Origin of the sequence: Christiangramia sediminicola (assembly GCF_031344135.1) — a bacterium.
GTDB lineage: Bacteria > Bacteroidota > Bacteroidia > Flavobacteriales > Flavobacteriaceae > Christiangramia > Christiangramia sediminicola.
Window position 1 is genome coordinate 476,355 of sequence record NZ_JAVJIU010000001.1, and the last position, 22,992, is coordinate 499,346.

General features: G+C 37.5%; 20 protein-coding genes and 2 tRNA genes. 14 read left to right on the forward strand and 8 right to left on the reverse strand.

Annotation, left to right across the window (positions count from 1 at the left end):
• Window position 1: 1 nt before the first annotated feature.
• Entirely contained in the window at window positions 2–1,513 is a 1,512-nt protein-coding gene (locus RE431_RS02225; RefSeq protein WP_309560326.1) for a GH3 auxin-responsive promoter family protein, read from the reverse strand.
• A 113-nt stretch (window positions 1,514–1,626) separates the two neighbouring features.
• Here RE431_RS02225 and RE431_RS02230 point away from each other — a divergent pair, with 113 nt between their 5' ends.
• Window positions 1,627–2,424 carry a DUF2797 domain-containing protein gene (locus RE431_RS02230; protein WP_309560327.1) on the forward strand — a complete coding sequence of 266 codons (798 nt, stop codon included), beginning with the start codon at window positions 1,627–1,629 and terminating at the stop codon, window positions 2,422–2,424.
• A gap of 119 nt (window positions 2,425–2,543) precedes the next feature.
• Here RE431_RS02230 and RE431_RS02235 read toward each other — a convergent pair whose 3' ends face one another.
• On the reverse strand, window positions 2,544–5,249 hold the full coding sequence (locus RE431_RS02235) for an AsmA family protein (protein WP_309560328.1): 2,706 nt from the start codon (window positions 5,247–5,249) through the stop codon (window positions 2,544–2,546).
• Window positions 5,250–5,276: 27 nt separating this feature from the next.
• Window positions 5,277–5,981, reverse strand: a complete 705-nt coding sequence (locus RE431_RS02240; protein ID WP_309560329.1) for a queuosine precursor transporter — start codon at window positions 5,979–5,981, stop codon at window positions 5,277–5,279.
• Between the two features lie 106 nt (window positions 5,982–6,087).
• Here RE431_RS02240 and folK point away from each other — a divergent pair, with 106 nt between their 5' ends.
• On the forward strand, window positions 6,088–7,224 hold the full coding sequence (gene folK, locus RE431_RS02245) for a 2-amino-4-hydroxy-6-hydroxymethyldihydropteridine diphosphokinase (protein WP_408914505.1): 1,137 nt from the start codon (window positions 6,088–6,090) through the stop codon (window positions 7,222–7,224).
• Here the strand turns inward: folK and RE431_RS02250 are convergent.
• Window positions 7,221–7,766, reverse strand: a complete 546-nt coding sequence (locus RE431_RS02250; protein ID WP_309560331.1) for an RNA methyltransferase — start codon at window positions 7,764–7,766, stop codon at window positions 7,221–7,223. The two genes, folK and RE431_RS02250, sit on opposite strands and share 4 nt — an antisense overlap.
• A gap of 159 nt (window positions 7,767–7,925) precedes the next feature.
• Here RE431_RS02250 and RE431_RS02255 point away from each other — a divergent pair, with 159 nt between their 5' ends.
• From RE431_RS02255 to RE431_RS02285, 7 genes are all read left to right on the forward strand, one after another.
• Window positions 7,926–8,357: a hypothetical protein gene (locus RE431_RS02255; RefSeq protein WP_309560332.1), complete on the forward strand. Its 432-nt coding sequence runs from the start codon at window positions 7,926–7,928 to the stop codon at window positions 8,355–8,357.
• Window positions 8,358–8,446: 89 nt separating this feature from the next.
• The gene (locus RE431_RS02260; RefSeq protein WP_309560333.1) at window positions 8,447–8,782 is read left to right on the forward strand and encodes a hypothetical protein; all 336 of its coding nucleotides are present in this window, start codon (window positions 8,447–8,449) and stop codon (window positions 8,780–8,782) included.
• Between the two features lie 38 nt (window positions 8,783–8,820).
• Window positions 8,821–9,381, forward strand: a complete 561-nt coding sequence (locus RE431_RS02265; RefSeq protein ID WP_309560334.1) for a Pycsar system effector family protein — start codon at window positions 8,821–8,823, stop codon at window positions 9,379–9,381.
• 201 nt (window positions 9,382–9,582) lie between these two features.
• Window positions 9,583–11,415 carry an ABC transporter ATP-binding protein gene (locus RE431_RS02270; protein ID WP_309560335.1) on the forward strand — a complete coding sequence of 611 codons (1,833 nt, stop codon included), beginning with the start codon at window positions 9,583–9,585 and terminating at the stop codon, window positions 11,413–11,415.
• 126 nt (window positions 11,416–11,541) lie between these two features.
• Window positions 11,542–14,121 carry a DNA mismatch repair protein MutS gene (mutS, locus tag RE431_RS02275; RefSeq protein ID WP_408914506.1) on the forward strand — a complete coding sequence of 860 codons (2,580 nt, stop codon included), beginning with the start codon at window positions 11,542–11,544 and terminating at the stop codon, window positions 14,119–14,121.
• 211 nt (window positions 14,122–14,332) lie between these two features.
• Window positions 14,333–14,405, forward strand: a tRNA-Gly gene (locus RE431_RS02280).
• Window positions 14,406–14,420: 15 nt separating this feature from the next.
• Window positions 14,421–14,506: transfer RNA gene (locus RE431_RS02285), tRNA-Leu, on the forward strand.
• A gap of 465 nt (window positions 14,507–14,971) precedes the next feature.
• Here RE431_RS02285 and RE431_RS02290 read toward each other — a convergent pair.
• Window positions 14,972–16,087: a DUF2914 domain-containing protein gene (locus tag RE431_RS02290; protein WP_309560337.1), complete on the reverse strand. Its 1,116-nt coding sequence runs from the start codon at window positions 16,085–16,087 to the stop codon at window positions 14,972–14,974.
• Between the two features lie 733 nt (window positions 16,088–16,820).
• Here RE431_RS02290 and RE431_RS02295 point away from each other — a divergent pair.
• The 5 genes from RE431_RS02295 (at window position 16,821) to RE431_RS02315 (ending at window position 20,917) form a co-directional block, all read left to right on the forward strand.
• Complete coding sequence (locus tag RE431_RS02295) at window positions 16,821–17,162, forward strand: hypothetical protein (protein ID WP_309560338.1); 342 nt, start codon at window positions 16,821–16,823, stop codon at window positions 17,160–17,162.
• A 114-nt stretch (window positions 17,163–17,276) separates the two neighbouring features.
• The gene (locus RE431_RS02300) at window positions 17,277–17,471 is read left to right on the forward strand and encodes a hypothetical protein (protein ID WP_309560339.1); all 195 of its coding nucleotides are present in this window, start codon (window positions 17,277–17,279) and stop codon (window positions 17,469–17,471) included.
• Between the two features lie 105 nt (window positions 17,472–17,576).
• Window positions 17,577–17,993: a Fur family transcriptional regulator gene (locus tag RE431_RS02305; protein WP_309560340.1), complete on the forward strand. Its 417-nt coding sequence runs from the start codon at window positions 17,577–17,579 to the stop codon at window positions 17,991–17,993.
• Window positions 17,994–18,081: 88 nt separating this feature from the next.
• The gene (locus RE431_RS02310; RefSeq protein WP_309560341.1) at window positions 18,082–20,067 is read left to right on the forward strand and encodes a heavy metal translocating P-type ATPase; all 1,986 of its coding nucleotides are present in this window, start codon (window positions 18,082–18,084) and stop codon (window positions 20,065–20,067) included.
• A gap of 82 nt (window positions 20,068–20,149) precedes the next feature.
• Window positions 20,150–20,917 (forward strand): XRE family transcriptional regulator, encoded by a 768-nt coding sequence (locus RE431_RS02315; RefSeq protein WP_309560342.1) that lies wholly within the window; start codon window positions 20,150–20,152, stop codon window positions 20,915–20,917.
• Between the two features lie 52 nt (window positions 20,918–20,969).
• On the opposite strand, the gene RE431_RS02320 is transcribed toward RE431_RS02315, so the two are convergent.
• The 3 genes from RE431_RS02320 to RE431_RS02330 all read right to left on the reverse strand — a co-directional run bounded on the left by RE431_RS02320 (window position 20,970) and on the right by RE431_RS02330 (window position 22,914).
• Window positions 20,970–21,290, reverse strand: a complete 321-nt coding sequence (locus RE431_RS02320) for a hypothetical protein (protein WP_309560343.1) — start codon at window positions 21,288–21,290, stop codon at window positions 20,970–20,972.
• Between the two features lie 51 nt (window positions 21,291–21,341).
• Complete coding sequence (locus tag RE431_RS02325; protein WP_309560344.1) at window positions 21,342–21,581, reverse strand: hypothetical protein; 240 nt, start codon at window positions 21,579–21,581, stop codon at window positions 21,342–21,344.
• Window positions 21,582–21,690: 109 nt separating this feature from the next.
• Entirely contained in the window at window positions 21,691–22,914 is a 1,224-nt protein-coding gene (locus tag RE431_RS02330; protein WP_309560345.1) for a 3-deoxy-D-manno-octulosonic acid transferase, read from the reverse strand.
• Window positions 22,915–22,992 lie beyond the last annotated feature (78 nt).

Genomic DNA, 22,992 nt, shown 5'->3' on the forward strand with positions numbered 1-22,992 from the left:
ATTAAGCCATTTCCAGCAGTTCCTCTAGGTAAGTGCGCGAATTTGAAAGTCTTGGGATCTTATGCTGACCTCCAAGTTTATCATGTTTTTTTAGCCAGTCGTAGAATAGATCTTTCCGGGCCTTGTGTACTTTTGGCATATTCAGCGTCATATTATTATAACGTTTAGCCTCGTAATCGCTATTTACTTCCTGTAATGCCAGGTCCAGTTGCTTTGTAAAACTGTCAAAATCTTTTGGTGGAGTCTTGAACTCAACGATCCACTCGTGTGCCCCTTTTTCTTTTCCTTCCATGAAAATAGGTGCAACGGTATAATCTATAATTTCACAATTGGTAACCAGGCAAACTTTTTTAAGTGCTGATTCTGCATTTTCTATAATTAATTCTTCTCCGAAAACATTGATGTGATGCTTCGTTCTACCAGATACTTTAATTCGGTAAGGGTTTACATCTGTAAATCTTACGGTGTCACCTATCTTGTATCTCCATAGTCCGGCATTTGTGGTGATAACTACCGCATAATTCTTTCCAACTTCAACCTGACTTAAAGGGATAGCGATCTCTTCATCGGTTCCGTAGTTGTCCATGGGGATGAACTCGTAGAAGATACCATAATCCAGCATTAAAAGCATGTCCTTGGTATCATTATGATCCTGGCAGGCAAAAAATCCTTCAGAAGCATTGTAGATTTCATAGAACCTGAAATCTTCTTTAGGAAGTATTTTTTGATACTGTGAAGCATAAGGTTCAAAACTCACCCCTCCATGAAAATAGGCTTCCAGGTGCGGCCAAACTTCAAAAAGACTTTCCTTACCTGTAGTTTCCAAAACATTATTTAAAAGAACTAACATCCAGCTTGGAACTCCGGCAAGGCTGGTCACTTTTTCTTTAATGGTTTCGTCAACGATCGCCTGCATCTTGTATTCCCAGTCGTGCATCAAAGAAACTTCGTTGCTAGGTGTACTACTGAATTCTGCCCAGAAAGGCATATTATCTATCAAAATTGCTGAAAGGTCTCCATAGGACGTTCCATTTTCCTGATAAAGCTCTTTACTTCCTCCAAGTCTCAAACTTTTACCCGTGAACATTTGAGATTGCGGATTGTTATTCAGATAAATACATAAAAGATCTTTTCCAGCCGCATAATGACATTCTTCTAATGAATCCTGGCTAACCGGGATGAATTTACTTTTAGCACTTGTAGTCCCGCTAGATTTTGCAAACCATCTGATAGGAGTAGGCCAGAAAATATTTGTCTCACCCTTACGACTGCGCTCTATCACATCCTGGTAATCTTCATATTTCTGAATTGGAACACGCTGTTTAAAAGTCTCATAAGAATTGATCTCTGAGAAATTATATCGCTTCCCGAATTCAGTATTTTTTGCTTTAGATAAGAGGTCTTTAAGCAATTCATTCTGAACCTCATGAGGGTACTTTATGAACAATTCCATCTGATGAATTCTCTTTTTAAGAAACCATGAGGCTATTGAGTTAACTAATGGAATTGGCATTATTCTTCTTATCTTTAACGCTTATATTTAAAGGGCGTTCGGTTATTTGGTTAAAAATAAACGAAACTTTGAAGCTTGCAAAAATTTCATTCAGTCTTAAAACAAAAATTTAGATGAGATACGAAGGAGTTCTAAGGAAAATGAGAACGGAAATTACAGATGTAGTTCAGTATTATCTGATTTGGGATAATGATTTTATCAATTTCAACCAGTTGATAGACAAAAAAATAAGTTTGAACTTTCTGAGGTATCAGTGTCTAAATTGCGGACTGGAAAAAAAGATCTACAGGCAGGGATTTTGTTACGATTGTTTTAGCTCGATCCCTCAAGCCGGAGATTGGATCATGAAACCAGAATTGAGTAAAGCGCATCTGGACGAAGAAGATCGTGACCTTGAATATGAAAAGAAAGCACAGTTACAACCACACGTGGTTTACCTGGCGAATTCAAGTGACGTAAAAGTTGGAGTTACTAGAAGAAGTCAGCTGCCAACAAGGTGGATAGACCAGGGAGCACATGAGGCGATAGAAATTGTTGAAGTGCCTAATAGATATCTAGCCGGAATTACAGAAGTTGCTTTGAAAGACCATGTTTCAGATAAGACCAACTGGCGTAAAATGCTTACGAATGATATCGTGGATCTTAACCTTGAAGAGGAAAGAGAGAAATTAAAGGATTTTATACCTGATGAGGCCAGGCAATATTTTATCGCCAGCAACAAGGAAACGGAGATCAAATTCCCGGTGATACAATTTCCGGAGAAAGTGAAATCCTTGAATCTGGTAAAGAACCCATTTTACGAAGGAAAGTTGAAAGGCATTAAAGGGCAATACCTCATTTTTGAGGATGGGACCGTTTTCAACGTCCGCGGGAATGAAGGTTTAGTAGTTGAATTAAAGGTTTTGGTTTAGAGCAAATTTCATTTTAGGTCATGCTAATGTTATTTTAGCATCTCTTAAGATCCTGAAACTAGTTCAGAATCACTTAATAGTAATAAAAAAAGCAGTCTCAATTTAAGACTGCTTTTTCTTTAATTATTTGAAGTTGTATCGGTTTTCTTCTTGGAATTCTTTAAAATACCACCCAGAATATTTTTCGCTGCATCCTGAACCTGTTTTTGCTGAGATTGGTTAATTGAATCTCTTTTAGTTACCGGAGCTTTGGTGGCAGTCGAATCTGCATTTTGAGAATTCACCGCAGTAGTATCATTCTTATTGAATGGTTTGTTAGGGTCTCGCTTACCCTGAAGAATATCGTTGATCGCATCTACCGCTTTATTTTCAAGATTTTTCTTTTGCTGCGCTACCACTTTCTGGGTGAGTGAATTTACCGCCTGTTGCATATTCAAATTGATCTTCGGGCTCTGGAAACTTCCGGTGATCCCGATAGGTAATTCTACAGTAGTATTTTCAATAGTTTCACCGCTTAATTTTCCAAGAGTAGAACTCACTTCAGAACCAAGATATTTAGCCGGAACATCCAGTTTCAGGTCATAGTTCATGTTCATATCAAATCCGTGACTTCCGGAAACCTGAAAATCTATTCCTTTGATATTGAAATTCATCGGAGCAATTTGAACCATTCCATTTGTAAAAGTCAGGTTCGTTTTGATCTTGCTCAGGTCTATATCCTTAAAATTGATGAATTTCAGCTGACTATCAAGTTTAGACAATAATTCAGCCTTTTCAGGATTGATCTCTGCAGTTAATAGTTCAGCCAGGGCATTCCCGGCAAGGCTGGTTAATTGAGGAGTAAGATCTTCATTTAAATTTCCTTTGAGACTCATCGTTGACTGAAGCTTACCTTCGATTGCTTTCGCTAAGGGAGCAAGACCTTGCATCAAATCTAATCCATCGAAAGAAGATGCGATATCCAGAGAGTTCAGGTTAAGATCCATTTCAAAAACAGGTGTTGCATTCTTAGTGGAAACCAATCCGTTAAGACCAATACTCCCATTGAAAATATTAGTTGAAATATCCTGAAGTCTGGCAGTTTCATCTCGAATAACCAAAATACCCTTTGCATTCTTCAATTCAAGATCATCATAAAGTACCGTGTTGGCATTAAACCTTAATTCCATATCCAGGAAGGATGGCACTTTTACAGCTTCTTTTCCGGTAGTTTTTGCAACCGTTTTATCTTTTCCGTCTTCATCTGTAGTAGTGATCTCTTCGGTTTCAGCAACCATAAAGTCGTTAACTGAAAATGTGTTAGACTGCACCTGGAAATTTCCTTTTAATTGCTGATCTGTGAACAAGAATCCCATTAGATTCTGAAGGGTTCCTGAGGCAGAAATATCAGTTTTTCCAGTGGTCATCTTCAAATTAGGCACGTTCACATTTCCCTGGTTAAAACTCATATCTGCATTGGCGATTTTCACTTCATTTGGAATTTCAGGAGAAGAGTATTTGAAATCCCTTATAGACGCTTTACCGCTACTTTTTACATTTTGATACTGTTCCTTTTCAATGGAATTCATATCAAAGTTCGTCTTTATGTCAGCAGTAAGAATACCATTGAGATCCTGCTCCATTTCCAGTGGATAAGCCTTGCTGATATTTGCAAGATTTACGGTGCCTTTTAAAGCCAGATCAACCAACATATTTTCAGTGATATTGTTAATATTTCCGTTAGCAGTAAATCTGTCCTGGTCTATTCTGAAAGTTGCGTTATTTATATTGATATAAGTTTCTTCTGCTAATCCTGAATCATTCAGTATTTCCATATCAAGGCTTATATCCTGAACGCTTTTTGGAAGATCTGGATATTTAAAGGAGGCATTGTCCGAAGCGATCTTGATATCCATTTTTGGAATATAAGTGTCGTCAGTCTTACCGAAAATTCTACCATTCACTACAAAATCTCCCTTGGTTTCTACATTTTCAATATTCTTCGCATAAATTTCTGGGATCACCGCCAGGAAGTTTTTAAAGTCTGAAGAAGGTGTTTTAAAAGTGATATCCATTTCAGTATCCTCATCATTCACCTGTACATAACCGTCAAAAGTCAACGGCAACTGATTTACCCTTGCTTCATTTTCGAGGAAAGTATATTTCATGTTCTCAAGATCCATCTGGAAAACGGCATCAAGGCTAATTTCATTTTGATTTAGATAATTCACTCCGTCATAATCAAGCGAAACCAAAGCTTCTGAATAAGTATCCAGTTCAGACTGATCTAATGAAAAATCACCGGTTCCCTCATGATTCAAATTCTTAACTTCTAAGGAAACTTTTGAATTCCTGTCGTCATATTTTACCCTGGAATTATTGATCTCGTAATGCTTCAGATCTAGGCTGAAAGGCGTGCTTTCAGAACCTGTAGTGGTAGTGTCCTCTACAGCAATGTCGTAATTGGCAGTTCCGAGGGAATCAACTTTTATATTGATAAATGCATTGTTCAATGTAAGCTGATCTATTTTTTTAGGTTCATCGCTGCTTTTGAAAAGTTCTTTAACAGACATTTCCAAAGTAACTTCTTCACCAATAGCCAGCGTATCTCCTTTAAAAGGTTCATTATTAATGATGCTTAGATCTTCGATCACCAAAGTCGCCTGCGGAAAACTTCTGAACATGCTCAAGTCTATATCTTCAAAATCTACCTGTGCGTTCAGGTTATCGTTCAATGTTTTCTTCACAAGGTCTTTTAACTGTGATTCAAAAACGAAAGGAGCTACTACCAATAGGATGATAATAGTAAGGATGATAAATCCGAAAATTTTTAAAGCCTTTTTCATCTTATATAAAATTTATTTTTAGCTGCTTTAAACAGCTTCAAATTTGAGTTCTTCTGCAGGTTTAAGTTTGAACATTCTTCGCAAACCGTAAACTGCCGCATATAAAAACGGTGTATCCAGCGCCGCAACCAGTACTTTGAATAAAAATCCACTAAGCAACAGTCCGCCAAATAATTCCCAGTCGATCTTTCCAAAGCTACAGAGCAAAAACAAGACCGAAAAAGTGTCTACGAATTGCGACAGGAAAGTCGAAAAATTATTACGCAACCAGAGATGCCTACCTTTAGTAAGTCTTTTCCAGAAATGGAATAACTGTATATCTATGTATTGCGCCAGCAAATAGGCAACCATAGAGGCAAATACCGCGATAGCCGTAGCTCCAAAAACCTTTTCAAATAATGAATCACTTATTGGAGACCATGCCGTGGCCGGGACTGCATCTGCTGTGTAAACGATCAATAAGGAAAAGAACGACGCGAAAATTCCGGTGGTAACCACCAGGTTTGCTTTCTTTTTACCATAAACCTCGCTGATAATATCTGTTATTAAAAAGGTTATCGGGTATGGTAATATCCCAACTGAAATCTCAAAAGTATATAGTCCGAAAAAATCCCAGTAAAAAAACTTTTGAAAGATGAGGTTAGATACGACCAGTGAAGCGATAAAAAGCGCACTTAAGACCAAATAAATTTGCTGAGCCTTAAGCTTATCTTTTGGGTAGAGTTTTGCCAAATTTTGTTATTAAGTCTTTTATCAAAATTAATAGTATGTGCTTTTGTTTTGCTTAATTTGCTGTGAAATTATTTGGCGCTACCTATTAAAATTTTCTTAATTCGCTTTGAAATCCCCTAGAACAGTAATAATAGCAATGGGAAGTAACCTCGGTAACCGCCTTGGTTTCATGCAACAAGCCCTTGAAAAGATACATGAAAATATTGGTTGGATCCTTGAAGTTTCAAAGATATATGAAACACCAGCCTGGGGATTTGAAGGAAATTCATTTCTGAATTCCTGTATTTCTGTTTCTACAAGACTGGAACCTCAGCAAATTCTAACTGAACTTTTATCTATAGAAACCGAATTAGGAAGAGAAAGATCTGATGCTGAAAATTATCAGAACAGAACTATAGATCTTGACATTTTACTTTTCGAAGAGGAACTAATAGAAACCGATTCTCTTAGAATTCCACATCCCGGAATCCCTGATAGAAGTTTTGTTTTGAAGCCGCTGAATGATATTGCCGGTTCAGAAAAACATCCTGTTTCCGGAAAAAAAATAAGTCAGCTTTTAAAGGAAACTGCAGACACTTCGCAAATTTCAATTACTACCGAAGAATTAAAAAAACCAGCCTTTAATTATAATTTTCCAGCCTGTAATTATATTGCGGTAGAAGGAAATATTGGAGCGGGAAAAACGAGTTTTTCCACGATGATCTCTGAAGATTTTAATGCGAAGCTCATCCTGGAACGTTTTAAGGATAATCCTTTTCTGCCAAAATTTTACGAGAATAAAGAGCGCTATGCCTTTCCTCTGGAAATGTCTTTCCTAGCTGATAGATATCAGCAACTTTCAGATGATCTTGCTCAATATGATCTATTTAAAGATTTTGTGATTTCAGATTATGATGTGTTCAAATCATTGATTTTTGCAAAGATCACGCTGCACGAAGATGAATATTCTCTATATCACAAGCTCTTTCATTTGATGTACAAAGAGTTGGTAAAGCCGGAGCTTTATATTTATTTGTATCAGAATACAGAGCGCTTACTTGAGAATATCAAGAAAAGAGGAAGAGACTACGAACAGAATATCCAGCCGGAATATTTGATTAATATCAATAAAAGCTACCTGAATTTTATAAAGTCTCAAAGTAACATGAAAGTGCAGGTGATAGATATTTCAGGCCTGGACTTTGTTTCTAATAGAAAAGACTATTTATGGCTTCTTTCAGAAATTGATAAAGCGGTTAGTTAAGTATTTTTCAGGTTTAGCTTAGAGAACAGGTCCCAAAGAACAACACCCGTACTTACTGAAATGTTCAGTGAATGCTTACTTCCAAGTTGAGGTATCTCAATAACTCCATCGCTTTTTGATACCACTTTCTGCTGCACTCCTTTTACTTCGTTGCCAAAAACTACAGCGCATATCTTATCATTATCAGGATTGAAATCATTGAGCATAATGGCGCCTTCTGCTTGCTCGATAGAATAAACCTTAATTTCTTCAGACTTTAGCTTTTCAACAAGTTCCAGGCTGTCTTCAACATATTCCCAGGCAACAGTTTCAGTCGCACCCAAAGCGGTTTTTTGAATATCCTTATGCGGTGGCTGCGCCGTGATTCCGCAGAGATAAATTTTCTGGATTAGAAAAGCATCAGCGGTGCGAAAAACCGAACCTATATTATTCAGGCTTCTTACATTATCCAGGATTACGATTATAGGAGTTTTTTTGGCTTCTTTAAACTCATTTACGCTTTTCCTGTCCAGTTCGCTATTGCGTAATTTTCTCTTTTCCATTCCGCAAAAATAGAAATTTGAAGTATTATTTTAATTTTTATAATATACTGTTATTCAAAACTTTAGTATTTTTTTACTAAATTAGAATACTTATTTCCCCCTATTTCACACAGACGCTTGTTTTTGTTATGGTTCAGTTATTAACTAAAACCAATCATTATGAAATTTTTCAAAACAACAATTGCAGTCTTAGTATTTCTATTCGCTTGCAGCTTCAGCTTTTCTCAGGAAATGAAAGCTGAAAAGTATGAGAATCCGCAATGGGTCAGCATTTCTTACATCAAATTCAAACCGATGAAAAAAGGTCCCGCGATGAGTATTATTGAGAATTATTTTGCTAAGGCAGACCAGGATGCAGGAATAGATCCACCTGTAGCCTATAATTTTCCGATGGGAAAATATGATATGATGGTGATTTGGGATATGGAAGACGGCATTGAAACATTGAACTGGAAAACAACTCCGGGTGATGTAAAATGGATGGAATCTATGTCTAAAATTGCCGGAGGGCAGGATAAGGCCATGGCGAAATTAGATGAATTCATGACCTATGTAGAAGCATGGGAGAATACAATGGCACGTAGAGAATGAACCTCGTTAAGCTTATATGGAAAGATGGGATTTAAAAATCCCATCTTTTATTTGATTCGACTTAAAATTACCAACCAAAAAATGAATTTATGAAAGATAAGCTAGAGCAATGGACAAAATCTGAACTCCAGATCTATATTTTAATGCTGTGCGCTAATGCCGATTCCAATATTACTAATGAAGAGTTAGAGGTGATTAAAACAAAGACTGATAAAGACACTTTTGAAAGACTCTACCAGGAATTTGCGAAGGATAGCGAGGATGAAAGCCTGGAAAAAATTCAGGATAACCTGGTGTTACATGAATATTCACATAAGGAGCTGGTGAATTTGAGAAAGGAAATGTTCGAGGTATTCTTTTCAGATAAAAAATTCAATCAGATGGAAAATACTTTAGACAAGATACTAAATAATATACTTTACTAGAATAAATATAGGTAATCAAATTTTCTGAAGCTCAGCCTATGGATACACCAGATAATAAACCCTCCACTCATTTAAAGAATAAGCATACAGATGATCTTATTGATCATTATTGGGGTAGTATTAGCTATGTGTCCAGCCTGATCAAAGCTTCAGAGATAAAAGCAGGGCTAATTTTGTCCTTTTACGGGATCCTGTTGAATTTTGTCTACCAGAACATCAGCCTGGTTTTGGATCATTTCGATGACGATACGATCATTTACATATTACTGGCCGTCTGGTTTAGTTGCGCGGTGGCTTCCATTTATTATAGCATCAGGTGTTTTATGCCTAGGATAGAATCTAAATATGATAAGAACATTTTTTTCTTCGGAGATGTGATCACGAAGTTTGGAGATATTAAGGAATTTTCAAAAACCTTTTTTTCAATTAGTATAGATGAAGATCAGTTATTCGATCAATTGGGGCAGCAGATTTTCATCAATGCCAAGATTGCAAACCTGAAATTCAGGAATGTTCAGAAGGCTTTAAAATTCCTGGCAGTGCAGTTTATTTTTTTGCTAATCATCGTTGTATATTACGTGGTGGCCACATTTATATGATGAAAATTTCAGTAATTCTAAGACGTTTTAAAAGCTAAGGAAAAACATGACTTAGGTATTATTTTGTTAATTAGTTGAAGGGGAAAATGGCATCTATTTGGTGTCATTTTCTTCTTTCTGAAATGTTCAGTGCTTAATAACGACAGAGGAAAGGCTTAATTTGAGATTGTCTTAAATTGCAGTGAATTTAAATTTGAAAGCTTGCCAAGACCTAAAAAATCCTTCGAAACCAATAATATCAATTTTAAGGAAAGTTTCGCTTCCCTGAAGTTCATTCCAAGATTCTTTAAAGAGATCCGAAAAGTTAATCCGGTATTATTCTATGCGAATGTTACAGGCCGGATACTGAATGCCATACTTCCGGTAGTTATGCTTTGGCTGGGAAAACTGATCATAGACGAGGTAGTTGTCCAGATCGCTGCTGAAACTAAAGACCTTGACAAGTTGTGGTTGCTTGTAGCAGCTGAATTTGGGCTGGCGATCATCTCAGATTTGCTAAGTCGGGGTATTAGTCTAAGTGATGCATTGCTTGGCGATCAATACTCTATAGACACATCGGTTAGAATTATAAAAAAGACCTCAGAATTGAACCTGGATCAGCTGGAAGATTCTGAATTCTATGATAAACTCGAAAGAGCGAGGCAGCAAACCACCGGAAGAGTTGGATTGATGTCTAATATATTAACCCAGGGTGAAGATGTTATTGTTATTATTTCACTTCTGGCCGGGGTAGTGGCTTTTGAGCCCTGGCTTATTATTTTACTTGTAGTTTCCATAATTCCAACGATCATCAACGAGATCAAATTCAGCGGAACCAGTTATTCACTGGCCAGAAGCTGGACGCAGGAGAGGCGTGAGCTGGATTATTTGCGCTATGCCGGTGCCAGTGATGTAACAGCAAAAGAAGTGAAGTTATTCGGCTTATCAAATTACCTGGCCGATCGTTTTAAAGGCCTTTCAGATAAATATTATTTACAAAGTAAAAGGCTGGCAAAACAGCGCGCCAGTTGGGGATCCTTCTTTAATGTGATTGGTACCGGAGCCTATTATGGAGCTTATATTTTTATAATTTTCAGAACGGTTGCCGGGATTTTCAGTTTAGGTGATCTTACTTTTCTTTCAGGTTCATTCAACAGGCTTAGATCAAAATTACAGGGTTTCTTTACCAGGTTTACCGCGATTACTGAAAGTGCTTTATACCTCCAGGATTATTTTGAATTTCTGGACCTGGCCTTTGAAGAAAGCAGCACAGACGGAAAACTGGATCTGCCTGAGAAAATCGAAAAAGGATTCGAATTCAGAAATGTTGGTTTTAAATATCCAAAGTCTGAAAAATGGGTGGTTAGAAATATCAATTTTGAACTTAGGGCAGGGGAAAAGCTAGCCTTTGTTGGAGAAAATGGCGCTGGGAAAACCACGCTTATCAAATTGCTATTACAATTCTACGAACCAAGTGAAGGAGAAATTCTTCTTGACGGAATATCTATTAATAAATACGACCAGGCAGCTTACCGGCAGTATTTTGGAGTGATCTTCCAGGATTTCGTAAAATTTGAACTGACCCTTAGAGAGAATATCGCCATGGGTGAAATTGAGCAGATAAATAACCAGGAAAGGATTGATGGAGCAGCAGAAAAGAGTCTGGCGCAGGAAGTTGTTGGCGATCTTCCGTTAGGTTACAATCAGCCATTAGGAAAAAGATTCAAGCATGGGAAAGATCTTTCCGGCGGGCAATGGCAAAAGATCGCAATCGCAAGGGCATATATGAAGGATGCTGAGGTTTTGGTGCTTGATGAGCCTACATCTGCATTAGATGCAAGAGCAGAAACAGAAGCATTTCAGCGCTTTATAAAACTAACTGAAGGGAAAACAGCAGTGATCATTTCTCACCGTTTCAGTACCGTAAGAATTGCCGACAGGATCATGGTCTTGAAGGACGGAGCTGTGCTTGAAATTGGAACGCACCTGGAACTTATGGAAAATGATAAATTGTATGCGGAACTTTTCAACCTTCAGGCTGCGGGATATCAATAGGAGTTTGCGAACAATCAAAAATTGAAGTTTCTGCACTTTACTTGAATAGGATACTTTACTTACTTTAGCGACCAACAAAATATCTCAACCTTGGCAGCAAAGAAATCTCAGAAAGTCACTCCCTTAATGCAGCAGTATAACAGCATCAAGCTCAAATATCCCGATGCGATGTTGCTTTTTAGGGTTGGAGATTTCTATGAAACTTTTGGTGAAGACGCGGTCAAGGCAGCACGAATTTTAAATATAGTTCTAACCAATCGTAATAATGGTGGAGAGCGAACCGAACTTGCAGGATTTCCGCATCATTCACTAAACACATATTTACCAAAACTGGTTAAAGCCGGCCAGCGCGTGGCGATCTGTGATCAACTGGAAGATCCTAAAATGACCAAGACCATCGTAAAGCGTGGGGTGACCGAGCTGGTGACTCCTGGTGTAGCGATGAACGATGATATACTTCAGAGTAAATCTAACAACTTTCTTTGCGCCGTTCACTTCGGAAAAAAGAATCTTGGAGTTTCTTTCCTGGATGTGTCTACAGGTGAATTCTTGTGTGCCCAGGGAAATCGTGAGTATATTGATAAATTACTTCAGAATTTCGGGCCGAGTGAGATCCTTGTTCAGAAAAAATTTAAAAAAGAATTCAGCGATAGCTTCGGGAAGGATCTGCATTGTTTTTACCTCGACGATTGGATCTTTAAAACAGATTATGCTGAAGAAACTCTGAATGGACATTTTCAGACTAAATCGCTTAAAGGTTTCGGTGTAGACCATTTGGATGAAGGAGTGATCGCTTCCGGTGCCGTTCTCTATTACCTGGCAGAAACCAGGCATCATAGGTTACAGCACATTAGTTCCATAAATCGAATTGCTGAAGAGCAGTATGTCTGGATGGACAGATTTACGATTAGAAACCTTGAATTATATCATTCTACCGCAGCAAATGCGGTAACGTTGCTGGATGTGATAGATAAAACGATCTCTCCAATGGGTGGCCGACTTTTAAAAAGATGGCTTGCTCTTCCGCTTAAAGATGCAGAAATGATCAATAAGCGTCTGGAAGTGGTTGATTTTCTTATAAAAAACCCGGAAAAACTGGCAGATATCCAGGACCAAATTCGTGAGATAAGTGACCTGGAGAGATTGATTTCGAAGGTGGCAACTCAAAGAATAAGTCCGCGTGAAGTAAATCAGCTTAAGAATTCCCTGAATGCGATTATTCCGGTAAAACAGTTATCGGCGAATTGCGATAACGATGCTCTAAAGGTCATTGGTGATAATCTTAATTCCTGTGATCTCCTGCGGCAGAAAATTTCGGAAAGTATCAGTGAAGATGCGCCTGTAAATCTTCAAAAGGGGAATGTCATTGCAAAAGGCTTCTCTAAAGAATTGGACGATCTTAGAGCTATTGCATTTTCCGGAAAGGATTACCTCGATAATATGATCAAGAGGGAAACGGAAACTACCGGAATTTCATCTTTAAAGATCGGTAATAATAATGTTTATGGTTATTACATTGAGGTTAGGAATACCCATAAAGACAAAGTTCCTGAAGAATGGACGCGTAAGCAGACTCTTGTAAATGCTGAAAGATACATCACTGAGGAATTAAAGGAATATGAATCCAAAATACTTGGAGCTGAAGAGAAGATCCAGCAACTAGAGCAGGAACTCTTTGGAAAGCTTATCACCTGGATGGGAGAATATATAGACCCGGTACAGCAGAATGCGAGATTGATCGCCAGGTTGGATTGTCTTTGCTCATTTGCACAACAGGCGCAGGCTGAAAATTATTCTAAACCAGAAATCGCCGATTCTTATGGTTTAGATATTGAAGATGGAAGACACCCGGTTATAGAAAAGCAATTGCCGCCTGGGGAAGTTTATGTGACCAATAATCTTCATCTGGATAGGGAAGAGCAACAAATCATTATGATCACCGGACCTAATATGAGTGGTAAATCGGCTATTTTAAGGCAGACAGCTTTAATTGTGCTAATGGCACAAATGGGAAGTTTTGTTCCGGCTACTGCTGCTGAAATTGGGCTTGTAGATAAGATCTTTACCAGAGTTGGAGCCAGTGATAATATCTCTATGGGAGAATCTACCTTTATGGTAGAAATGAATGAGACTGCCAGTATTCTGAATAATATTTCAGACCGTAGTTTGGTCTTACTGGATGAAATTGGCCGCGGTACCAGTACTTATGATGGGATTTCCATCGCCTGGGCCATTAGTGAATATTTACACGAACATCCTGCTAAGCCAAAAACACTATTTGCCACACATTATCATGAATTAAATGAAATGTGTGAGACATTTAACAGGATAAAGAATTTCAATGTTTCTGTGAAGGAACTAAAGGATAATGTACTTTTTCTACGGAAACTTGTACCGGGAGGGAGTGAACATAGTTTTGGGATACATGTCGCAAAAATGGCCGGAATGCCTCAAATGGTATTGCACAGAGCAAATAAGATCCTGGCGAAACTAGAAGCATCGCATTCTATGGAAGACTCGGGGGAAATATTGAAAAGATCTGCGGAAGATGAAATGCAATTGAGTTTCTTTAATCTGGACGATCCTTTATTGGAAGATCTTAAGCAGGAATTACTGGGGATAGATATAGATACATTAACTCCCGTAGAAGCTTTGATGAAGCTTAATGAGATCAAACGAATGCTTTCTATCAATAAGAAACAATAGAAAATTTTCAGCTTTTTCTTTTTTTGATGTTATTTAAACATTGAAAATTCAGGTGCTCTTATCTCATTTTGAAGGGATAAGAAGTGCGGGTTTAAGATTATAGATTTTCCTGCTGCTTTTTTCTTAAAAAATTCTTTGCCATTATAAGATTTGTCTTAAATTTGCCTCCGCAACAAGCGCTACGGCAGGAGTTGCAATGTTCTTAAAAATCGCGAAAATAGCTCAGTTGGTAGAGCGCCACCTTGCCAAGGTGGAGGTCGCGGGTTCGAATCCCGTTTTTCGCTCATTTATAAATTTACGCTCGGATGGTGGAATTGGTAGACACGTTGGACTTAAAATCCAATGACCAGCAACGGTCGTGCGGGTTCAAGTCCCGCTCCGAGTACTTAAAGCCTCTGCAATCGCAGGGGCTTTTTTGTTTTAGATAAGTTTTTTAGTCAACATTTAATCAACCAGTTCCAAAAAAGCTTTATGAAGCTGGTATGCATTTTCTGATAAAGCAACATTATCGTTCCGGAGTTTGTAATTACCTACGAATCCCCAGTTAAATTCTTGCGTAGAATATGACTTATATCGTCTAATGAAATATTTGTGCGCTATTAAACCCGCAATAGTATTTTAAGGTAGCTCAGTTAGATACTGGGTTGCTCGCCATTTTATGCCCAAGAAATAAGAGTGCTTCTCGACATCCTCCCAAAATAAATCATCTTCTGTTAGCATTAACATTAATCTAGTAACCTTAATGACATATTTTGAAGGAATAACAAGTTTTTGGTCGTCGAGTGCTTTGATGTTTTTTCTGTGAAGTTCTTTAAAATTAACCAGGTATTTTATAATTGGAGCAAAACAATTAAAACGATTTCTTTGCCAATCCTCTTTTACTAGTTTCAGAAGTACTTTTAATTTCAAAATCCACAATACCAAGTATCAGTTCCTCTTCTGTAATTACTTCAACTTTCCATTGGCCTTCCTTAAGGTTATTTTTATAGGTATATCCACGGAAACCACGATCACGCCCACCGGCAACTTCAAAATCAATATCATCAGTAACTTCCCATTTCCTGATTTCAGGATTGTACCATTTCCACCTATGAAAAATGGCCTTTTTTAGATCTGTAGGCGCAAAAACAGAAGTGAACACATAAACTCTTTCACCTGCCTGGTGATGAAAATTGGTGTCATGTCTGCGCCAGAATATATACCATGGGTTCTTCTCGTAAGTAACGATGTATTCATTATTTATTTTTCGCACATCGTGAGCCACCAATCCGGTATCCATGGCCAAAGGTACTGGTGGGATAAGATTGAAATAGTAAAAAACATTAATCGTTATATAGATAGAAAGGATAAGACTAATCAGTATTTTTAGATTTATCTCAGCTCTTGCGCCTGGACTTGAACTGTAAATAAAAGTGATGAGTGCTAGCGTACACCCCAAACTTATGAGCCCCGAAATGATAAAAATAAAGGTGTTCATTTCCTTGATCAGCGTAGGAATAATAAAGGCGAAAAAGGTAAAACTTATAAAAAAATAAACACTAAACTGAAGGTATTTGTTAGAGATCTTCTTTTTAAGGAATTCGTTCGCAAATAATAGTGTTACCAGCAGTATGAAAAAAAACATCGTTCTGGACATGGACACACTTCTGTAAAAATAGATGACAAAAGCACTTGAAAGTGCGCCAAAGAAGAACTGTATGGCTAGCGGAAAATATTCGGAATAACGTTCGATAAAAGTACCTCCCCATTTGTTTTCATCCACTATATTATACAAATAAAGCGTAATGGATAATAAGGTCATATGCGAACAAAGTACCACCGTATCATATACACGATCTATTCGGCCTAAGGTCAGGGTATCAAAAATAAAACCACCCATAAAAAATAGAATGGGGGCGTACTTTTGATTGCGAAAAACAAATCTTCCAAAAGCAGTATTTCTATATCTTACTAAAGTTCTTTTCATACTGTATTTAGTAGGGCCAAATTTAGGATAAAAACTTCATCCGAATATTTGATCTGTCTTTAATACCAGAGAGCTTGCTAAAAAAGGCAGAATCAGGATCATATTTTATATTCCATTAGAAGAGACTTGATTATTTGATGCTTCAAAAAATCTATGGATATATTAAAGATCTTTTAGCTGCTAATTTTAAATACGCCCCCTGCTTCCTGTCCATCTGAAGTCAAAACTTGAAACTCCTGTGACTCATAGGGCTTATCTTAAGTAGAGAAATAAATTCTAACTTCCTTCACATCATCTGTTTCAAATAATGATTTTAATCTCAGTGAAACTTTAACAGGCTTATGCGCATTTTAATTAAACAAAGGATTGTTGATGGTATCATGTACGAACAAAGAATATTATCATAATGATAGAGCAGAATTTTTTTTTAAAATTCCATTGTTTGAGATCAAAAAAAATTCCTATTACCCCCATATTTGTTAAAGTTCTGATCATTTGTACCTATTTTAGTAATTCCAAAGAATTTGTTCTTTCCTTCGCTCTCTTAATTGTGTAGAATTAATTAACTGTATTCCAAACAATTAAAATTTGAATGGCGTAAAAAGAATTAAATCTCCCTAAAAATTCATTTTATGTTGCTCTAACTCTGTTGATAAATCCTCACCGATTTCATTTTGATTTTTCTTTTTTAAGTTGTTAATTAGTGTTACTAAAAAGTTAATGAAGTGTTAATATGGATACAACAATCAAAGCAGCAGCGAACTTCCAGGAGGGTATGATGGTGTCAGAATTAAGACAGAATACTTCGGTTAATTTTATCAATACCCTACGCGAAAACGATTTAATTGAAATTACCAGAAAAGGAGAAATACGTTTAACTCCTAAAGGTAGAGTCGCATCCAAGTTTGGTGTGGATAATTATCTGAAAATGGAAAAGGTTGAAAAAGAATTTTTCAACGAGGAGATCAATAATATGAAAGTTGAAAACCGAGGATTACTAATGATATTCGGCGGGATGTTTATATCTCTTATCCTCATTATTGGTTTCTGGGCGATTCAGTTAAAAGGATTATAGAAGGTTTTAAACTTCCCAATTTTAGACCTGTACTTTTAACATTTAATTACGAAATAGGTCAAAATATTTACGAATTACCGTATTCTCAGAATAGGCAATGAGATAAATTGCCGCATGAAATTTTACTATTCAGGAAAGCAACCCGACGCTTATGGAGTGATTAGGGTTCATGCCGAAACCTGCAAGAGTCTTCCAGATATTCTGGGAAGAATATATATTGGGATGTTTCCCAATGGGAATCTCGCAATGGAAACAGCAAAGAACGAACTACAGCTGGCCAAGGTGAAAGTTTGTAAATGCTGCACTTAAGTTTATATTATTATTGTTAGAACTTGTTTTTCAAAACCGTTACTTTGTTAGTAGCGGTTTTATTTTTTTGCAATTCCACCTAACTTTGTATGATAAGACTTTTATATGAATGATATTGAATTGGTTCTGACAAAGCATAAGGTTCGCCCAACAGCTATTCGTTTGTTGATATATAAGTTTTTACGCGACAAAAGTGTGGCAGTTACTCTAAATGATATTGAAGCCGGTTTTGATAGATCTGAAAGAACTACCTTATATAGAACTATTAAGACATTTGAAAAGAACGGAATCGTTCACCAGATAGATGATGGCACTGGTGTTCCTAAATATGCCTTAGACCTACCGGAATCTAATTCCTCAAACGCGCAGGACCTTCACCTGCATTTTCATTGTACAAATTGTAATGAAACGCTTTGCCTTACCGATCATAAAATTCCGCATATCAGCCTGCCAAAAGGATTTATAACACAGGATATCAACCTTGTGATTAAAGGAACCTGTGAAAAATGCAGTAAGATTTAATGCACTAAGATTGCATTAAATTCATCTTAACTTAGTGCCTGGTTTACAGATTAGTCTGTAAGTTTAATAATTCTAAACTCTGATTTGAATGTCTGGACATAATCACGGCAGTTGTGAACATAGTCATGGAATTTTTGGCGAGAGGACCGAGCTGATCTTTGCTGTAGGTAGTGGTGTATTTCTACTTATCGGGTTTTTACTTGATAAATTTTCAGCTCTCAGCTTCATATATATCCTGGTACCATACCTGATTTCTTATATTCTTGGTGGTTATTATACTCTTAAAGAAGCTATAACGGAGATTTCTAAAGGTAGGTTTGAGATCGATTTTTTAATGCTGGTTGCCGCAGTTGGTGCAGCTCTTTTAAATAAGTGGGCAGAAGGTGCTTTGTTATTATTTCTTTTCAGCCTTGGGCATTCGCTGGAACATCTCGCTATGGCAAAAGCCAGGAAGTCTATTGAATCTTTGACTAAGTTATCTCCAAAGATCGCTATGAGAAAAGAAGGTGATTCTTTTGTTGAGGTTGGTATTGAAGCCTTAAGAATTGCTGATATCATTCGCATTAAACCAAATTCTGCCGTGAGTGCTGATGGTGTTCTTATCAAAGGTAAAACCAGTATCAATCAGGCGCCCATAACAGGAGAAAGTATCCCTGTAGATAAAGAACCGGTTAAAAATCCTGAAGATGAATTTTCTGCAGATTCTGATATTCCCGAAAAGAGCAGGGTTTATGCAGGAACTATTAATGGAGATAATAGTATTGAAATTAAAGTGATCAAAGAATCGCAAGATTCAACCTTGAACCGACTCATTAATATGGTTCAGGAGGCGCAGGAAAAGAAATCACCAACACAGCTACTTACCGATAAATTTGAAAAATATTACGTTCCCGCAGTACTCATACTAATTGTACTCATGAACTTCGCATTTCTGGTGGTAGATGAAACCTGGCAGGATAGTTTTTATCGCTCTATGGCTGCCCTAGTTGCCGCTAGTCCATGTGCTTTGGCCATTTCAACTCCTTCTGCTGTTTTAAGCGGAATAGCTCGCGCAGCTAAAGGAGGAGTGCTGATAAAAGGAGGGAAGCCACTCGAAGATCTTGGAACTTTAAGAGCGATTGCTTTCGATAAAACAGGAACGCTCACAGAAGGAAAACCAAAAATGACCGATGTGGTACTTCTAAATGGATTGTCTAATGATGAATTTCTACGGAATGTGATCGCATTGGAAAGCTCCAGTAATCATCCGCTCGCTAAAGCTGTGGTAAGAGATGGGAAATCAAAAATGACCCAGTTAAATGGGTTTCCAGAAGTCCATGATTCTGAAGCTGTTCAGGGTAAGGGAATTAGAGGAAATATAGGCGGTGAACTTGTTCAAATTGGAAATCTAGAGCTGTTTGAAGAGAACTCTGAAGTGCCTGTTAAGGTTCAGAACCAGGTTAAAAGCCTTGAAAAGCAAGGTAAAACTGTGATGCTTGTTCAAAATGGAAATGAATTCAGTGGTATTTTAGCTTTGATGGATACTCCACGAGAAGCTGCGAAGTCTACGCTAGCGAAACTTAAAAAGATTGGCATTAGGAAAATGATCATGTTAACCGGTGATAACCAGGAAGTGGCCAATGCGGTAGCTTCAGAAATTGGTCTCACAAATGCCTATGGAAGTTTACTGCCCGAAGAAAAAGTAGAGCGTATCAAACAATTAAAAGAAGATGAATCTAAAATTGCCATGATCGGGGATGGGGTAAATGATGCGCCGGCTATGGCTAATTCTACTGTTGGTATCGCCATGGGCGCAGCTGGGAGTGATGTCGCTTTGGAAACTGCAGATATTGCTCTAATGGCCGATAGGCTAGAGATCCTACCGTTTGCTATAGCTCTTAGTAGAAAAGCTCAGCAGATCGTAAAACAGAACTTATGGATCAGCCTTGGCGTAGTCGCATTACTTTTACCAGCCACGATCTTCGGCTGGGCGAATATTGGAATTGCTGTGTTATTTCATGAAGGTTCTACAATCGTAGTAGTGTTGAATGCACTTCGCTTGCTGGCCTTCAAAGATAAATACAGCAATATTTAAAAAATATGCAGCTTTTTTGGTTAAATAGGATTTAATCCAATATTTTTGAGTAAATTTTGGAATTATTCCTAATAAATCAAATATGGGTACACCAGGATCAATTGAGATCAAGCACTTTAAGGAAGTGCGCGAAGAAAATAATTTTACGCAATCTGAATTTGCCAGCTTACTAGGTATCAAGAATTCAACAGCAGATATCGAGCGCGGAAGAACTAAACTTTCGGGTAAAGTGGTTGCCGAATTACTTCGTCAATTTGCCATAAATCCACTTTGGTTATTTGGCGAAAGTGGTCAGAAATATTTGAAGATTTCTAAAGGAGATGTGAGCCCTAAGGTGGTTACCGTAGATAATGCGGATAATGAGAATATCGTATTAGTGAACCAAAAAGCCGCTGCAGGTTATCCGCATAATGTTCAGGATGTGGAATGGTACAATCAGCTTCCGGCTTTTGATATTCCCTTACCAGAATTTCGAAATGCAACTTACCGAGGTTTTCAAATAGAAGGGGATAGTATGTTGCCTGATTACAGGCCTGGAGAATGGGTGATGGGAAAAGCCGTGCCAAGTATAGAAGAGGCAAGCAACAACAGAGTCTATGTGATCGTGATGTATGATTCTGTTCTGGTTAAGAAACTTCAGAAGATGCCAGATCCATCTAAGGTTTTACTTATATCACTAAATGAAGAATACTTGCCGTTAGAGATCAATGTTCACGATATCCAGGAGGTCTGGCAGGTGAATTCCAAACTTACTTTCAATTTGGATAATCCTTCCAATAGCGGATTGTTCCAGGAATTACAGCAATCTATGAATGAACTGAAAAGAGAATTAAAATCTTTTAAGCAATAAATAAAAAAAGCCCTTTCATTTGAAAGGGCTTTAATTCTATAAGAATGAACGATTAATAATCGTCGTTTCCATCTACTTCGTCACTAACTTCGTTAGCTGCATTTTCTACAGCATCACCAGTTTCGTTAGCAGCATTTTTTACCGCATCACCTGCATCATCTGCAGCTTGTTCGATGTCGCTTCCAACGCTATTATTATCGTCATTAACATCATCCATGTCATCAGCAGCATCTTCCATATCGTCAGCTACATCATCCATGTCGTCAGACATTTCCATGTCATCAGCTTCGTTTTCTTTTGCTGTATCTCTACAAGATGTAAAAATTACTCCCATTGAGAGCATTAAAGCCAGCATTACTATTGGTTTTTTCATCGTTTTTAATTTTGGTTTAGTTATTCAGTATTTAGTTGATAAGTGTGAAGATTAGTTATCGTCACCAATCTTATCAATTTCTTCATTAATTTCTTTGTTAACTTCTTTATCTACCTCTTTAGCAGTTCTCTCAAGAATTCCTTCTCTTTCTTCTGCCTCTTCAGGTGTTTCTACTTTTTTCTCTACTTCCACTTCCTTAACAATCGTTTCTTTTTCGGTAGTATCTCTACAAGAAGTAAGTACCGCAGAAAACATTATTAGCCCGCTGGCTAAGATTGATAATCGTTTCATGGTTCAATAGTTTATTTGGTTATAGGGGTCGAAATTACAACTAAAACCAATCGAACGATTAATTTTTACTTTTTTTTAGCAAAGAATGTTAATAAGAAAAATATCGGGATCAAAGGTGTTCTTCAAGGATCCGGGTAGCGCCGGTATTACTGTTAATAAAGTGTCCTGCGATCATTCCAGACTTCTGCCTGAACTCTGAATTTGTATATAATTTGGTCATAATTGCGGAAAATTCAGTTGAATTTTTAACAGAAAACAGGCCTGCTAACTGTCTTAACCGCTCAGCCTCAGGAAATTTACTGAAATTTTCACCTATTATTATAGGTATTCCGAAGGTTGCCGGTTCAAGAATATTATGCAAACCAGTAGTTCCGGCAGCGCCACCAACGTATGCTACATCTGCATAACTATAGGCACGACCAAGCAAGCCTATAGTGTCCAGGATCAATACCGAATGATCTGATAATGATTTATTTTTCATTTCAGAATACTTTATAGTAGGAAGTTTTAATTCTGAAAATAAGCGTTCAATTTTCTCTGATTTTATCTCGTGCGGAGCTATAATGAATTTGATCTTTACCGATCTATTGATGAAATCAATAAATAGTTTTTCATCTTCCGGCCATGTACTTCCCAGAACTACGAGCATTTTGTCCTCTTTGAAATCTTCAATGAATTGAATCCTGTTATCAGCTTCTATTTGTGCGGCTACACGGTCAAACCTTGTATCACCGCCAACAGTACTATTTTCAAATCCTGCTCTCTTAAGCAAGGTGGCCGACTCTTCGTTTTGCACAAAGAAGTGTTCAAATGCATTTAAGGATTTCAGCATCCATTTTCCATATGCTTTGAAAAATGCCTGGTCTTTTCTAAAGACTCCTGAAACGAGGAAGGTTCTGGTTTCTCTTTTTTTAAGTTCGGCTAGGAAATTAGGCCAGAAATCATACTTGATAAAAAATGCCATTTTCGGCTGAATGATATCAAGGAATTTTTTAGCATTACTTGGAGAGTCCAGCGGTAAATATGTAAAATGATCTACGAGCGGATGCTTCTTTTTATTCTTATATCCTGAGGGAGAAAAGAAGCTTACCACCGTTCTGGTTTCGGGATACTTTTTTTTCAGCATGTCCAGAACCGGAACTGCCATTTCAAATTCCCCAAGCGAGGCCGCATGTATCCATAAATGTTCTTTTTCTGGATCTATTTCATTTTCCAGCTTAGAAAAAAGATCTTTTCGGCCTTCGGTGAATTCCTTAAGTTTAGGACTAAAACTCCCCGCCGATTTAAGAACGACTCCGCTTAGCTTTACTAATACATTGTAAATTCCCTGCACAATAATTACTTGAAGTTGCTAAAATAGGCCTTTCCAATAAATGGATTGCCAGTAGGACCTATATTTCGTATTTTCGTA